This window comes from Micromonospora sp. WMMD714 (genome assembly GCF_029581315.1).
Taxonomy (GTDB): Bacteria; Actinomycetota; Actinomycetes; order Mycobacteriales; family Micromonosporaceae; genus Micromonospora; species Micromonospora rifamycinica.
This window is the reverse complement of sequence record NZ_CP120744.1, coordinates 1,106,768-1,122,679: the sequence shown is the minus strand read 5'-3', so window position 1 is coordinate 1,122,679 and position 15,912 is coordinate 1,106,768. Positions and strand designations below refer to the sequence as shown.

The 15,912-nt window shown below is 71.7% G+C and carries 10 protein-coding genes; 3 read left to right on the top strand and 7 right to left on the bottom strand.

The features are described from left to right. The first annotated feature begins 566 nt into the window (after nt 1–566). The gene (gene ftsH, locus O7625_RS05100) at nt 567–2,573 is read left to right on the top strand and encodes an ATP-dependent zinc metalloprotease FtsH (RefSeq protein WP_282344663.1); all 2,007 of its coding nucleotides are present in this window, start codon (nt 567–569) and stop codon (nt 2,571–2,573) included. A gap of 35 nt (nt 2,574–2,608) precedes the next feature. Next, the gene (folE, locus tag O7625_RS05095) at nt 2,609–3,271 is read left to right on the top strand and encodes a GTP cyclohydrolase I FolE (protein WP_067302263.1); all 663 of its coding nucleotides are present in this window, start codon (nt 2,609–2,611) and stop codon (nt 3,269–3,271) included. A gap of 41 nt (nt 3,272–3,312) precedes the next feature. Here the strand turns inward: folE and O7625_RS05090 are convergent, their stop codons facing one another. Next, complete coding sequence (locus tag O7625_RS05090; RefSeq protein ID WP_282344661.1) at nt 3,313–4,017, bottom strand: hypothetical protein; 705 nt, start codon at nt 4,015–4,017, stop codon at nt 3,313–3,315. A gap of 163 nt (nt 4,018–4,180) precedes the next feature. After that, complete coding sequence (locus O7625_RS05085) at nt 4,181–7,000, bottom strand: FtsK/SpoIIIE domain-containing protein (RefSeq protein WP_282344659.1); 2,820 nt, start codon at nt 6,998–7,000, stop codon at nt 4,181–4,183. A gap of 203 nt (nt 7,001–7,203) precedes the next feature. Between O7625_RS05085 and O7625_RS05080 the strand changes: the two genes are divergently transcribed. Continuing rightward, complete coding sequence (locus O7625_RS05080) at nt 7,204–7,764, top strand: hypothetical protein (RefSeq protein WP_282346811.1); 561 nt, start codon at nt 7,204–7,206, stop codon at nt 7,762–7,764. Nucleotides 7,765–7,766: 2 nt separating this feature from the next. On the opposite strand, the gene O7625_RS05075 is transcribed toward O7625_RS05080, so the two are convergent. From O7625_RS05075 to O7625_RS05055, 5 genes are read right to left on the bottom strand one after another with little or no spacing between them, the layout of a single operon-like run. Next, on the bottom strand, nt 7,767–8,372 hold the full coding sequence (locus tag O7625_RS05075) for a hypothetical protein (protein ID WP_282344658.1): 606 nt from the start codon (nt 8,370–8,372) through the stop codon (nt 7,767–7,769). 13 nt (nt 8,373–8,385) lie between these two features. Beyond that, entirely contained in the window at nt 8,386–9,564 is a 1,179-nt protein-coding gene (locus O7625_RS05070) for a M23 family metallopeptidase (RefSeq protein WP_282344656.1), read from the bottom strand. Continuing rightward, entirely contained in the window at nt 9,561–10,118 is a 558-nt protein-coding gene (locus O7625_RS05065; RefSeq protein WP_282344654.1) for a hypothetical protein, read from the bottom strand. The genes O7625_RS05070 and O7625_RS05065 overlap by 4 nt, the downstream gene beginning before the upstream one ends. Next, nucleotides 10,115–12,073, bottom strand: coding sequence for an MFS transporter (locus tag O7625_RS05060; protein WP_282344652.1), 1,959 nt, complete (start codon nt 12,071–12,073; stop codon nt 10,115–10,117). The genes O7625_RS05065 and O7625_RS05060 overlap by 4 nt, the downstream gene beginning before the upstream one ends. Nucleotides 12,074–12,075: 2 nt before the next feature. Continuing rightward, complete coding sequence (locus O7625_RS05055; RefSeq protein ID WP_282344650.1) at nt 12,076–15,891, bottom strand: ATP-binding protein; 3,816 nt, start codon at nt 15,889–15,891, stop codon at nt 12,076–12,078. Nucleotides 15,892–15,912: the final 21 nt, after the last annotated feature.

Below are 15,912 nucleotides of genomic sequence, written 5' to 3'. Positions count from 1 at the left end.
GCGGTCCGACCCGCCTGGGTCGCCCGTCATCGAGCCGACGTCCAGCGGGCTCCCAGCCAACCCGGCTACCGTGGGCTCCGGTGGCGCGGAGCAGTTCCGCGTCCGGCACCCCGACCCGCACGACCGGGCGGTCGGTGGGGTCGGTGCGCAGTTCCCGTCACGCCGGCTGAACCCGGTACGCCGTCCGTGGGGCTCCGGGCTGGCAGGCCCGCCATTGCGGGGGCTCGCAAGCTCGCTCCTCGCGCGCGTGAGGTCACGAATGTGCCCGACTGCGGGGCTCGCAAGCTCGCTCCTCGCGCGCGTGAGGTCACGAATGTGCCCGACTGCGGGGCTCGCAAGCTCGCTCCTCGCGCGCGTGAGGTCACGAATGTGCCCGACTGCGGGGCTCGCAAGCTCGCTCCTCGCGCGCACGGTGTACCGTCGAATGACCGCGGTGCGGCAGTTTGCGCGCCTCGGGGTCGAGGCCGGCCCGCACGGCGGCTCGACGCCGCCATCGGCGGCGACACCATTCAGACGGTCAGGACGTCGATCAGGAGGATGCGGGCGCCTCGGCGCTCGACAACAGCATGGAACGTACGCGTTTCTTCCGCCGACCGGTGGTCTGGATCATCCTGGTCATCCTCGGCGCCGTTGTGCTCAGTCAGCTGTTCACCGCTGGTCCCAGCTACCACCGGGTGGACACTTCCGTTGCGCTCGACCAACTGCACACCGCCAAGATCAACAAGGTCGTCTTCCAGGACAAGGAGCAGACGCTCCAGCTCAACCTGGCCGAGAAGACCAAGTTCGGCGACACCACGACCGACCGGATCGAGGCCCAGTTCCCGTACCAGGCCGGCGAGCAGGTCTGGAACGAGGTCCTCGAGGCCAAGGCGGCCAACCGGGTCACCGGCCCGGCCGACGCCAAGGTGTCGTCCGACAGCATCTGGGTGAGCCTGCTGGTCAACCTGCTGCCCATCGCGCTGCTCGTGCTCCTGCTGCTCTTCTTCATGTCGCAGATGCAGGGCGGCGGCTCCCGGGTGCTCAACTTCGGCAAGTCCAAGGCGAAGATGATCACCAAGGACACCCCGAAGACGACCTTCGCGGACGTGGCCGGGGCCGAGGAGGCGGTGGAGGAACTCCACGAGATCAAGGACTTCCTCCAGAACCCGGCCAAGTACCAGGCCCTGGGTGCCAAGATCCCGAAGGGCGTGCTGCTCTTCGGGCCGCCCGGTACCGGTAAGACGCTGCTGGCCCGCGCGGTCGCCGGCGAGGCCGGGGTGCCGTTCTACTCGATCTCCGGCTCCGACTTCGTCGAGATGTTCGTCGGTGTCGGCGCCAGCCGGGTCCGCGACCTCTTCGAGCAGGCCAAGGCGAACGCCCCGGCGATCGTCTTCGTCGACGAGATCGACGCCGTCGGCCGGCACCGTGGCGCCGGCATGGGCGGCGGTCACGACGAGCGCGAGCAGACCCTCAACCAGCTGCTCGTCGAGATGGACGGCTTCGACACCAAGGGCGGGGTCATCCTGATCGCCGCCACCAACCGGCCGGACATCCTCGACCCGGCGCTGCTGCGTCCGGGCCGGTTCGACCGGCAGATCCCGGTCGACGCCCCCGACATGGAGGGCCGCAAGGCGATCCTGCGGGTGCACGCCAAGGGCAAGCCGTTCACGCCCGACGTCGACCTCGACGCGGTCGCCCGGCGTACCCCCGGCTTCTCCGGGGCCGACCTGGCCAACGTGATCAACGAGTCGGCGCTGCTCACCGCCCGCAAGGAACAGCGGGCGATCAGCAACGACTCGCTGGAGGAGTCGATCGACCGGGTGATCGCCGGGCCGCAGCGCCGGACCCGGGTGATGAGCGACCAGGAAAAGAAGATCACCGCGTACCACGAGGGTGGGCACGCGCTGGTGGCCTGGGCACTGCCGCACGCCGCACCGGTGCACAAGGTGACGATCCTGTCCCGGGGTCGCTCGCTGGGGCACACCCTGGTCCTGCCGACCGAGGACAAGTACACCCAGACCCGGGCCGAGATGATCGACACCCTGGCGTACGCGCTGGGTGGTCGGGCCGCCGAGGAACTCGTCTTCCACGAGCCCACCACCGGGGCCGGCAACGACATCGAGAAGGCCACCCAGCTGGCCCGCGCGATGATCACGCAGTACGGCATGAGCTCGAAGCTCGGCGCGATCAAGTACGGCACCAGCGGGGACGAGCCGTTCCTCGGCCGCAACATGGGCCACGAACGGGACTACTCCGACTCGGTGGCCGCCGAGATCGACGGCGAGATGCGGGCGCTGATCGAACTGGCCCACGACGAGGCCTGGGAGATCCTGGTGGAGTACCGGGACGTCCTGGACAACATGGTCCTGGAGCTGATGGAGAAGGAGACCCTCTCCACCGCCGACATGGCCCGGATCTGCTCCCGGGTGGTGAAGCGCCCGCCGATGGCCCCGTACAACGGCTTCGGCAAGCGCCTGCCCTCCACCGAGCCGCCGGTGCTCACCCCGGCCGAGAAGGAGAAGTTCACGGCGCAGGCGACGGCCGACGGCATCTCCGTCGGCGGCTCCTCGAACAACTCGGACGGTCTGCACTGAACACCGACGCCGCGGCCAGCCCCGACCAGTCGGGGCTGGCCGCCTCGTCCACCGAGCCCGGTGACGAGGCGCTCGACTACGTCGCCGCCCGACTGATCAGCGGAAAACTCAACGGCCGCCCGATCGAGGACACCATGGACCTCGGCCGGATCGAGAAGGCGGTCCGCGAGATCCTCATCGCGGTCGGGGAGGACCCCGACCGCGACGGCCTCCAGCAGACCCCGGCCCGGGTCGCCCGGGCGTACGCCGAACTCTTCGCCGGCCTCCGGGTCGACCCGGCCCAGGTGCTCAGCACCACGTTCGAGGCCAACCACGAGGAGCTGGTGCTGGTCCGGGACATCGACGTGATGAGCCTCTGCGAGCATCACCTGCTCCCGTTCCGGGGCAGCGCGCACATCGGCTACATCCCCGGCCCGGACGGCCGGATCACCGGCCTGTCCAAGCTGGCCCGGCTGGTCGAGGTCTTCGCCCGCCGCCCGCAGGTGCAGGAGCGGCTCACCGCACAGATCGCCGACCTGCTGATGAGCAAGCTGCAACCACGCGGTGTCATCGTGATACTGGACTGCGAGCACATGTGCATGGCGATGCGCGGCATCCAGAAGAGCGGCGCCAAGACCATCACCTCGGCGGTCCGCGGCGTGCTCCAGCACGACGCGAAGTCCCGCGCCGAGGCGATGTCGTTGATAATCCCCCGCTGATCCACCGCCCGACGTCGGCGCAGGGCAGCCGCCGCGCCGGGTCAGCCGGTCAGCAGCGCCAGCATGAGCCCGGCGGCGGTCACCACCGCCGGCACCAGACAGGTCAGCAGCCCCAGCCGGGGCGTGCGGTCCCACCGGCCGTCGGCCCCCGGCGGGAACAGCCGCCCCACCCCCACCCAGCCGGCCGCGAACGCCACCGCCGGCATCGGCAGGCCCACCAGCAGCGCCGCCACACTCACCGGCCCGGGGCCGGCAGCCAGGAACACCAGGAGCTGCACCACCGGTACGACCAGCGCCAGCGGACCGTAGACCAGCAGGTTGCGCAGCCGGGGCGGCCAGCCGGCGGGACGCCGCGGACCGCGGGCCGCCAACGCCGCGTCGGCACCCGCCACCCAGCCCTGCGCCGTCCGAAGACCGGTCAGCACCGCGGCCGGGCCACCCCCCATCGACCGGGCGGCCTCGGTCACCTCCGGTGGCGTGGGGACCAACGAGATCGCCGGCACGCCCAGGTCCCGCAGCCGGGCGTGCTGCGACGCCAGCCGGGCGCGTACCCCGGTCAACTCCGTGCGGGCCGTCTCCACGGCGTGGGACTGCGCGGCGGCGGCCGTCGCCGCTCCCCGGCGTACCCCGTCGAGCTGGCGGGCGGCGGCCAGGTAGTCGGTCCAGGCGGCGGCCACCGACGGAGCCGGCCCGCCACCGCCGCGCTGCCGGACCGGCACCGCCGTCACGGCGTCGTCGATGCTCATCCCCGGTCCTCCCCACGGCCGACCCGGCACGTCCCCGGCCGGCTCCTCCTGCGGTCGGTCATGGCTGGTCCTGGCCCGGATCTCCCCGTGGTCGGTGCCGGCTGGTCCTGATCCCGGGCGGTTCTTCCTGCCGTCGGCCCTGGCAGGTCCTTCCCGCTGCCGGTCATGGCTGGTCCTGACGGCGGTCGGCCTGGTCCGGTTCGGCCTCCGGCCGGTCGGGTCCGGGCTCGTCGGCGGCGGGGCGCGCCGGATCCGCCTCGTCGGCGAACGGCACCAGCACGGTGCCACGGTCGTCGGGGGAGTCCCAGAGGACCACCCGGTCCGGCCGGGGACGCCACGGCACCGGTCGACCGAAGACCGGGGCGAGCTGGGCGCCCGGCACGTCGACCGCGGCCACCGCGGCCAGCTTCCCGACCTCACCGTCCGGCTCCACCAACCCGGCGAACGGTGGCACCGTCCGCCACCAGCCCAGCAGGTGCCGGCCCGCCGCCGGCCCCTCCCGCAGCAGCGCCCGCAGCCGGTCCACCGGCAGCTCCACCGCCGACGGGGCGTCCACCCCGAACACCACCAGGTAGGTGGGGCCGGGGCCGTCGACCACGGTCAGCAACCCCGGGCCGTCGACCATCGACACCCGCTGGCAGCCGGCCAGCTCGGCGGCGAGCGCGGTGGCCTGCGGGGTCGACCCCTCATCCAACGGGGCGATCACGAACTCCACGGTGCCCGGCGGATGGTGCGCGGCGGTGCTCCGCGCCGCCGTCGCCAACAGCGAGGCCGCCGCCCGACCCGGTCCGAGGACGGCCAGGTTCCGCCCCGCCACCGGATCCAGCGGCACCGCGACGGTCGTCCGGGCCACGTCCACCGCCCGCCCCAGCAGAGCCGCCGGGGCACCGGAGCGGCCAGCCACCGCCGCCCGCATCCGTGGATCGTTGCGGAGCAACGGTCGGGCCCAACCGGCGAACACCACCGGCGGTACGGCATCCTCCGGCCGGGCCGCGAACAGCCGGTGCCGCAGTCGCTCGACGACCTCCGGAGCATCGTGCGGGTCGGGGAACCGGACCAGCCGCTCGTGTCCACGGGTCGCGCCGCGCGGCCCACCGAGCCCGCCGGCGGTGTTCACCACCGCACTGCCCACCGCCAGGCCGGCGGCGGCGTCGTTGGTCGGCATCAACACGGGGCCGCCACCGGCGAGCGCCACCCGCACCGGGAACTGCCCCAGCACCGAGTCCCGGGGCGCCGGCCCCGCGCCGACGCCCAGGTCACCCGCTCCGGCCAGGACCAGATGGACGCCGTACCCGCGCCCCGACCGGGCCAGCCCGTCCAGCCGGGCCAGCACCTCGGCGGCCACCGGATCGCGATCCGACAGCAGCAGCGGAAAGTTGTCGACGACGCAGACCACGCGCGGCAGTGTCTGGTGGTCGCGCAGCTCCGCGAAACGCTGACCGCCGCCCCGGGCCGCCGCCTCCTCCCGCCGGTGGATCTCCGCCGTCAACTGGTCGAACAGGTCCCGGACGTATTCCGGGTCGGCGGCCATTCCGGCCGCCCGGACCTGCGGCAGCCAGGACCGGTCCCGCTCGGTCTGGAGGAACTCCACGAACGACTCGCCGTCGCCCAGGTCCACCAGGTACAGGGCCAACTCGTCCGGGCCGTAGCGGGCGGTGAGGCCGAGCAGGGCGTTGGTCAGGAACGCCGACCGGTCCGCGTCCGACCGGCCGCTGACCAGCCAGTGCGGGGTCAACTCGGTGAACCCCACGGTGACCGGCCGGCCGCCGGCGTCCCCAACGGTGGTGGACAGGCCGTCGACCGACGTCGTCGTCCACAGCTCCGCGTCGGCGGGTGGCAGAAGCTCGGCGAGACCCAACCGGGAACCCGCCTCCACCCGATCGGCCAGCCGACGGCAGACCGCCCCGATCAGCTCCGGACCGGGATCGTCGTCCACCAGGACAGGACAGTTCAGACCCCCCGGCGCATCGGTGCCCGGCCCGCTGAACGAACTGCCTGGCGGATCCCCCAGCAGCGCGTACGAGGTGCGCAGCCGGACCGGCGTGGCCTGCGGCAACGGCGGCCGGTCGGCCACCGGCCAGCCGGCGACCACCAGATGCAGGCCAGCCCCCCGCCCCCGCTCGGCCAGTGCCACGATCCGGTCCAGGTCGCTCGCACCGGTGGACTCGGGCAGCCCGGCGATCACCAACAGCAGCGTCCGGTCATGTCGGCGGGGCCGGCCGGCCCCCGGAGAGACCCACTGCTCGGCCTCGGTGAGCACCGCCCGCAATCCGGCCACGTCGGTCGCCGGTGGCGGCAACAGACCAGCATCGGCCAGCGCGGCGAACGGTGCGAAGGTGCCGACGGTGAAGTCGACGCCCCGGGGGTCCGGCTGAGCGGTGTCGTCGGTGCCCCGACTGTCCGGCTCGACGGAGGCCCCGGTGCGGGGCTCGGCAGGGGTGCCGGTGCCGGGGGTCTGATGGTCGGCGGGGGCGCCGGTGCTCCGGGTGTGGTGGTCGGCGGGGGCGCCGGTCCTCCTGGTGTGGGGCTCGACGGAGGTGCCGTCGACGGCGCGCACCAGGAGGCAGCCGGCCGGGGTAGCCGCCAGCAGGCGTAGCAGCACGGCCCGCAGCAGGCCGACCACCCGGAGGTCCCGGACGTCAGCGTCGATCGTCAGATGTCCCGAGCCGAGCAGTGGCACCAGCGCCGGGAAACAGGCGTTCTCGAGCGCTGCCCCGGTGCCGATCCGGACGAAGGGCGGATTCTCCTCGCCACAGGGAGCGTCCGCCGCCAGGCTCTCCAGGTCGCTGCCGGCCCACCCCGGAGCGAGGAGCGCGGCAGCGGAGCGCAGCCGGTCCGCCAGCTCGTACTGGCGACGCTGGTCGGCAGGGGCCGGACGGATCTCGTCGAGGACCGCTGCGGCAGCGGTGGCGCTGGCAGCGGCGCGGCGGTGCAGGGCAGCGGCGCGGTTGGTACGAGCCCTCGGACCGGCCACCGCGTCCACCCCTCTTTCCGAGGTTGGAAACCTCCCCGACTGCAGACCGTATCCCAGCCGGGGCCGGTGTCCCGGGAAGCACGACGGCGATGCGCCGGGCTTGTCGCACATGGCGATGGATTCTCACCTCGCGAGGTTGTCCTGTCACGATCCGCAGCTTCCGGGGCATTGGGTACGGGGCGCACAGCCGATAGCCTCAGGGGGTGGAATCAGTGCAGCCCCCCGCCGGTTCCCAGGTGTCCCGTGTACCGGCGCAGCGGACCCCGCCGGACCAGCTGGCACCCCCGGTGCCGCTGCCGGCGCCGGTGCGTCCACCCCGTCGGCTCCGGACCGTCCTCACCGTCGTCGCCGGGGTGCTGGCGTTGCTCTGCGTGGGGGGCGGGGTGACCGGCTACCTGCTGTACGACCGAGCCACCACCCCCGACCGGAGCGCTCCCGACGTGGTGGTGGACAACTACCTCCGCGAATTCCTGGTCAACGAGAACGACATCCGCGCAGGCCTCCTCAGCTGCGAGGGAAACCCTGATGGACTGGCCGAGCTGCGAGCGCTCCGCGACGACCTTCGTAACAGGGAGCGTCAATTCGCGACCACGTTTACGATCAGCTGGGGTGCACTTCCGACGCAGCGATACGGCCAGACGGCACAGGTGGAGACCGATCTCATCCTCTCAGCCGCCGTCGACGGTATTTCTCAAAGCGATCGACAGCGATGGCGATTCCAGACGCGCCTTAACGACCATTGGAGAGTCTGCGAGGCAACCAAGGTCATCTGAGATCACTCGATCCACAGCAGATGGACTGGTACCTCCAGTGTGGTGGGCGGTTGCCCGCGCCAGGCCCACCGGTACCACTCCAGTTCCGACGTGACCCGGACACAGATGTCGCCGTCCGCGCCCGAGTAGGACTCGGTCACCGCGCGAAGGTCACGGTGTTCGACGGAGTCCTCGACATGCACCACTCGACGGCCGCTGACGGCATCCGTCTCGAAGACAGGAGTGGGGGGGCGGTGTGTGGGTCCGTCCAGGGAAACCAGCCGGATGGCCTGTTCGCGCGTGGAGCCGGCGGCGGCAGCGGGCCGGTCGGCCAGGGTCTCCACCCAGACCCTCTCCACCGGGACTAGTGGCGCGAAGACCTCCACCTGGTCGGACTCCGCGCGGTACCACTCGTGTTCGGGGATGATCGGCACGTACGTGCGACTGCCCTGCACGACCCGTTCGTCAGCGCGTAGGTCCCCCCGCCAGCCGAGGCCGGGCAGCCCGACGAGGACGCGACGGCCACGCAACTCGACCCGGCCGGTGGCGGGAACGATCTCGATCGGCCGTGGTGGCAGGGGTGCCCAGTCGGGCTGACCGGCGAAGGGGTCCGGCAGCGGTCCGGTCATCGTTTCGAGGGCCTCATGCCGACCCGTTCAGCGGTGCCCCGCGCTGACGCATGAAAGGCACCGGATTGATCCCGCCAGCGAAGCTGCGATCACTGTCTACGTGCACCTCGAAGTGCAGATGTGGGCCGGAGGAGTTCCCACTGCTGCCGACCAGTCCGATCACTTCTCCAGCCTTGACGAGTTGCCCAGGGACCACCCGGGGCTTTTCGATCATGTGACAGTAGCGGCTGATGTAACCGCCGGCGTGCAGGATGTCGACGAACCAGCCACATCCACCTTTTCCGGGGAAGCCGTCGACATCGCAGGTGCGGTTCCCGTTATGGTCCGGGTCGCAGCGGGCGACCAGCACCCGACCGGTGGCGGCCGCGTGGATCTCGGTTCGCTTGCGGGCACCGATGTCCACCCCGTTGTGCCGTGGCCGGCTGGCGGTACGGAACCCGGAGCCGACCCCGCCGTCGATCGGAGCGGTCCAGCCGGAAGCGGCGATGGCTCGCGCGGAAGCACGGTCGCATACCGAGCGGTCGGCGATCTGGACGGTCCGCGCGGCGCCACCGGCGAGCGCGTTGACGATCTGACTGGCGACGTCCTCGTGCTTCGCGTAAGCATCGGGGTAGGCGCTGATCTGCACCTTCTGGGCGGCCCGGGTGAGGGGCATCCGCTCCCAGCCGTCGACCTTCAGGAGCTTCTCGTAGAACTTGCGGGCGGCGTAGTCGGGGGACATCCGTTGTGTGACGCTGCCCCAGCCGGCGCGCTGCTGGAACAGGCCGACGGAGTCGTGGTCCGAACCGACGCCTTCGTTGGGGATTCCGCGGGAGCCGGCGACGGTGCTGTTGGACAGGTTCCGCAGGGCCGACTCCTGCATCGCCGTGGCCACCGCGATCACCCAGCCTCGGGGCGGCACCCTCATATCCTCCCCGACTTTGATGATGACCGCCGCGTTGCGGAGTTGACTCGTCCCGTACTGGGACATCCGGGGCATCTTGCCGGTCACGTTGACCCGACGCCCCTCCTCGCACTGCTGTTCCTGCGACACCAGGATCTCCGGGTCGCCGCCGAGGTTCGTCAAGAAGAACGCCGCACTGCCACCACCACAGCAGAGCAGCGCGAGGGTGCCCGTCAACATGGCTGCGACGGCGCCGGTCCGGAGCTGGCGGCGCGGTGGCTTCCCCGAGGTCGGCGTCTCAGCAGTCATTCCCGCTCCCAGTCCACGGCGTCCACCAGCCAGCGGCCGTCAGACGCAACCAGCTCCAACCGCAGCCGTCCGCCCTCCAACGGAACCCACACCTCCGCGAACATCGCCGTTCGAGGCCGGAGCGTCGGGGCACCCGTGACCTTTCCAGCCGGCACCCCGGCCGGGTCGACACCGGCCAGCTTCTCGGTGAGCGCGGGTGTGGACAGCGGTCGAAGAGCCGACTGCCACTGCTCCGCAGGAGCTGTGGACCCGTCGAGCCAGGCAGTGGTGAACCGAGTCGCGGTCTGTTCAGGGGTCAGTTCTCCGGGCCGGGTACGCGGGGATTCCGGCGCCGGGGTGGCGATGACACCATCGTCGCCTTCTTCAGGGTCGACAGTGGTTATCGGTTCACGGGGGCGGCTGCTCAGCCCCGTCGTGAGGTCGCTCGGACCGGAAACCAGACGGGCTGTTCCGATCACACCGAGCACCAGCACGGCGATCATCAGCGCGATGCCGAGCCGGGAACGGATCAGCCGGGTGAAGAGCAACTCCACCGCTCGTCTCATCGTCATCACCTGGCCTCGGAGCGTATCCGGGGGGTGGGCTTGACCGGCACGGGTGCTGGTGCGGCGGAGTCGGGCCGGTAGACGACAAACGAGGGTGCTTCCTCCGGCACATCCGGCTCGGTCCAGGATGCCGCCGACCGCCGACGGGGGCGGGGTGCGACAGTGGGGCGGCCGCTCTCACGCGGCGGCGAAGTCGGCTCGGTCTCCTCGGTGTGCTCCCGGCCGTCCGGCCGTTCCTGCAGGGCTGGTGAACCGACGGAGGAGTGGCTGGGATCCTCCCGTCGGGCCTCCGGTCGCAGCGTTGCCGGCTCCAGGGCCGCGCCCCGCCGCCGCGTACTCTTCGGCTCGGCCGTGCCGCCGGGTTCGGCGACGTCCAGCCGGGCGGCGACCCGCATGTCCCGGAAGAACCGGCGGTGCCACGACCCGGCGGAGCCCACCGCCTCGCTGCTGTCCTTGCCGCCCAACTGGGTGATCCGGCGATACGGCCGAAGCAAAAGCCAACCGACCACACCGCAGAGCCATACCAGTACCACCTGGAGCCAACCGGGCAGGGTGGGGGTGCTCATGATCAGGTCCACGGCGAACAGGTAGATCGCCGCTCCCGTACCGAAGATGGCGATGTTGAAGACGGCAGCGACCACGGCGTTCGCCAGCCGCCGCAGCCCGGCACTGGCCGGGCGGAGCAATCCGATCGTGCCCAGGATCGGGGCCGCGATGACCGCCCATCGGAAGATCATGAAGCCGAGCAGGACCAGCAGGGATGCGGTGAGGTCGAACATGGCGAAGAGCAGCGAGGCGAGAACGGCAATGAATCCGGCCCCGATCCGGTCCATGTCCCTCTTGCCTTGCAGGTATTCATATGCTTCAGGGTCTTCGATCTTGATCTGGTCGGCGACGGTCATCCATTGCTGCTGCTTCGCCTTGATGGTCGAATCCCGGGTGGCCGGGTTCTGCCGCAGCTTCTCCGCCTCTTCCCAGGAAAGCGACTTGGCGTCGTAGAGGGCTGCCCCGTACTTCTTCGCCATCTCGTTGTCCGCCGAACCCAGAACGCCCCGCAACCAGTTTCGGTACAACATCGACTCGGTGGCGGTGTCGCTGGCGCGGACGGCAGGTGGGCGTTTATCCACACATGCTTCAGGATTCGGCAGGACACATCGGTCTGGCGGTATATCTCGGGTCGCAGGACCAACTGCGTCGTGGACGATACCCAGCGAGGTGATGAGGGTGCCGTCGGCGATGTTGGCGGACTTCACCGGCCAGGCTGCCAGTGCGGTCACCGCGACCATCACCAGCAGTGCCCAGCCCGCGGTGGTCATGGCGTTACTCATGTCCGACTGGCGGGAGCGCCAGAGTAGGTAGAGACCCACCACGCAGAGCGTCACGATGCCGAAGACACTGAACACCTTCTGGTAGACGGCCTTGGTCGCCTTCTCGACCAGTGGGTCGGCCCAGTTCCACATCGACCGCGGATCCCAAGCACGTTCCCGCAGCGCGTTCGAGGCACCGACGACCGCGGTGGCCATCATCAGTTCGCCGTTGGCGACGGTCGTGGTGAACTTGTAGTCCGGATGCAGCAGGGTGGAGGCGCAGCCGCCGTCCACGTCGTAGGTGTTGAAGCTGTATCCAGCGTAGCCGTAGTCGCTGTAGAGGCCTTTGGGACCGGGGAGTTTCGACGCGTCGGGCCGGGAGGAGAACCAGCCGGCCAGGCCGGAGTCGGGGGCAGAGGGTACCGGTGGCTTGCGGCAGTCCACCTCGTTCTCGCTGACCTGCTTCAGGCCCTTGACGCAGGTGCGGAAGTCGGCCTGCCACTCCTTGGTCGTGCAGAGGTCCGCGGCGGCCTGTGCCGTCGCGGGTGGCCGGGCGTACGCCGGTGTGGCCCCGATCACCGGCCAGGCGATCGTGGCACCGGCGAGTACGCCGAGTGCGAGGAGGAGCGCCGTGATCCGTGCCCGGGTCCTCGCCATAGTCACGCCTCCAGATCAGCCAGGACGGTCGGCAGTATCCCGGCGGCCTGGGCGACCGCGGCGGGGGTGGTGTCGAGGTGGTCGAGCAGCCCCTCGACGTACGACACGTCGACCCGGACCTTCTGCACCCGGCCGTCCACGTCGCGCATGACGAACTCGCGGAAGCCGAGCCGGGTGGCGGAGGTGGTGTCCACGGCGGACAGGGAGGCGAGGGTGGCCTCGTAACCGTCGTCGACCGGAACCCGGAGCAGCCGGAGCGCCTCGGAGGCGATCTCTGTGTCCTCGGCGATCCGGCCGACGAAGACGGTGGAGACGAGGTTCTGGACGTCGAGGCCGAGGATGTCCTTCGGGTTCTGCGAGGCGACCAGGGCGGCCAGGTTCCACTTGCGGGAGTCCCGGGCGAGCCGGACCAGGAAGGAGCGGCCGGAGCGCCAGCCTTCCATGAAGTGCGCCTCGTCGAGGCCGACGAGTTTGCGGGATGACATCGATCCGCCGTAGCAGCGGCGTACGGCGAGACGGTGCGCGGTGTGCAGCATCGGCAGGGCGAGTGCCTCCTCGGCCGACCAGTACTCGCGTTCGATCTTGAGGTCGGGCAGCCGGAGGCCGGCCATGGTGATCACGGTGAGCGCCGCCCCCGCGCCGAGCAGCCCCTCCGGCGGGCGACCGAAGAAGAGCATGGCCAGGGGCATCTCGGCGGTGTCGAGCAGCAGGTGGGCCAGTTCCCGGCCGGCGTCGTCGTCGAGCCCCTGGAGGCAGGTGACGACGTCGTCCAGGGTGGAGGTCTCCTCGGCCGGCACCTGGCGTACCGCGTGCCGGAACAGGGTGGCGGTGGACGCCTCCCGGGCCACCTGCGGCGGCACCAGCATCATGCAGATGTCCTGCACCAGCATGCGTCGCTCGGCCCGGGCGTTGGAGACGGCGATCTCGAACTCCCGGTCGCCTGCCGCGCCGGTGCTGAACTCGCTGCGCAGCGGGGTGGGGATGAGCGCGTACGGCGCCAGCGTCCCCGGCTCCGAGCCGGTCAGGTTGAGTACCCGGGCGTAGGGCTTGAGCTCGGGCATGGCGCAGAGCCGGGCCAACGGGCCGGACGGGTCGAGCAGGGTGACCTGAACGCCCCGGCGGGCCGCCAGGTAGCCGAGCGCGCCGAGCAGCGTCGACTTTCCACCGCCGGGTTCGGCGACGAAGACGGCGAGCCCGGAGCGTTCGCGTACCTCCATCGGGAAGTGCAGGTCGAGGAAGACCGGCCGACGGCAGGTCCCGGCGGTACGCCCGATCAGGTCGCCCCGGCGGTCGCCGACGGTCGACGCCGCCTGGGGGAGCGCGGCGGCCAGCAGCGGCACCGGCATCCGGCGGACGTAACCGGTGTTGGCGATCGGTTCGCCGGGAATGAACTCCCGGGCCAGCCAGTCCTGGTTCTTGGGGTGTTGCAGCGAGATGCGCAGTTCCCGGGAGTAGAGCTGGATGAGCCGGCGGGCTCGTTCCATGCACTCCTCGCGGGTCCGGCCGCCGACGGCGATCCGGTGCCAGCCGTGCGCCCGCGCGGAGTCCACCGGTAGGCCGGTGGTCATCTCGTCGCCGATCACCAGCGCCCGCTTGGCGAGTCGTTCCAACTCGGGCGGGGCGTCGATGCCGTGCTCGGCGTAGTCGAGCTGCTGCGACCGGATCATGCGCAGCCGGTGTTCGAGGTTGCGGAAGGAGTCGCCCGAGCCGAGGATGTCGACCCGGGTGGAGATCTCCATCGGCCAGGGCAGCCGCTCGTGGAAGTGCAGCCAGGGCTCGTGTCGTTCGGGGATCTCCAGCGGCTCCATCCGGCCGACCGCGAGTACGGCGACGTGCCGCTCCTCGCCGGTCATCCGGTTGACCAGCTTGACCGTCGTGCCGTACGGGGTGCGGTAGCGCTCGACCTGTTCGGTGAGGGCGAGCAGGTCACCGCGTTCCCACCGGCCATTGGTCACCGGGGAGAGCGTGCCGGGCGGGGCCATGCAGAGGGCGACCGAGCGGTAGAGCAGCCATTCCAGCTCCTGGGCGGTGACCCGCCGGCCGCGCATGCCGAAGCTGCCCAGCACCTCGTCGAACTGTTCGACGGTGCGGCCCAGTTTGCGGCGTTCCCCGTCGGCGGTGCCCTTGCCGAAGGCCCGCAGGAGCCGTTCGGTAAGGGAGTCGCCGAGGGAGCGGCGGGCGAAGGTGACCCCGAGGTAGGTCTGCCCCTCGGCGTGGTTGACCGACATCAGGTGCTGCTGGGCAGCGACCAGGTGGTCGGCCCAGCCGTGCGTGCCGGGGACGTCGGGCAGCGGTGACGCGGTGTGCGCGTCGATGGTGCGGGCCCACTCGTCGGCGGGGAACGGCCGGGTGGTGCGGCGCAGGTGCAGCCGGAAACCGGCCAGACCGGCGTACTGCTCGGAGATCGCCGAGAGTAGCGCCTCACGTTCGGCGTCCGGGCGGAACGCCCACCGGACCTCGGGGAGCCAGTACCAGGCGGTCACCGTGTTGGGGGTGAAGGTCAGGTGACCGGCGATCTCGGTGATCGCCAGTTCGATGGAGGGATCCCGGTCACCGAACTTGATCTTCGGTGGGCGTACCCGGACCGGTTTGGTCGGAGCGTTGCGGCGGCTCGCCGCGCGCTCCCGCGGCGTGACCAGGTCCCGGGGGCCGGGGTCGGTCCGCTCGGGCTCGACGAGGTCGCGGGGGGCCGGCTCGGCGGCCAGCGCGCCCGCCGGGCCGGTCACGGCCTCCACCCGGATTGGTTCGACGGTCTCCGGCCAGGCCGCCGGTGCGGTCTCCACCGGGCCGGGCCGGGGCCGGGCGGTCAGCACCCCGTCCCGGTGGGCCTGGTCGGCACTCTCCCGCCGGGCCGTCTCGGCAGCCTTCCGCCGGTCCCGCTCGTCGGCGTCGCGCCGGGCGGCCTCGATGGCGTCGCGCCGGGCCGCTTCGATCGCCTCGCGTCGGGCGGCTTCGGCGGCCTCCCGGCGGGTCTGTTCGGCGGCGTCGCGGCGGGCGGCCTCGGCGGCCTCCCGGCGGGCCTGTTCGGCGGCTTCCTGTTCGGCTGCTGCGCGCCGGGCCTGCTCGGCCGCCGTGCGGCGGGCCGTCTCGGCGGCGTCGCGGCTGGCGGCTTCGGCGGCCTCCCGGCGGGCCTGTTCGGCGGCCTCGCGCCGGGTGCGGTCGGCGGCCTCCCGGGCCCGCTCGGTGGCCTCGCGGCGGGCCCGCTCGGCCGCCTCCCGGGCGGTCAGCGGCTCACCGGTGTCCCGGGGGAACAACTCGGCCGGGACGATCCGGCGGGGCGCCCGCTGCGGCGTCTCGGCGTTCCGGTCGGTGGTCGGCGTCGTGGCCAGCCGGTCGCCCTGCTGGTGCGGAACCCGGGTGCGGGCGGGCCGCTCGGTCGGCGGGGCCGCCTCGATGGCCGCCGGGGGCGCCTGCGCCTCAATGGCCGCCGGTGGGGTCGGCCCTGTTGGTTGATGCGGGACGGGCGGGTGCTCCCGGCCGTTGCCGCGTCGCGTCGGGGTGCCCGGGGTAGGGGCGCCACCCGGGCGCGGGCCGCCGCCGAAGAGGTCGAGGAAGGGGGAGTCGATGTCGGTGCCGTCACCGATCAGCATCGGCGGGGCGGGGGCCGGCTCGACCGGGGGGGTGGTGCCACGACCGGGGGCGGGTCGGGGCGGCTGGAAGACGCCCACGCCGCCCTGACCCGGGCCGGTGAGCAGGGCCGGATCGTACGGCTCGTCGTCCGGCAGCTCCTCCTGGGGGTAGTCGAACGACCGCGCACGGTTACCGTGCGGGGCGCTGTGTCGTCCGGCCGGGAAACCCGGCGTGGAAGAGCGACTCATTCGACCGCCTCACCCATCTGG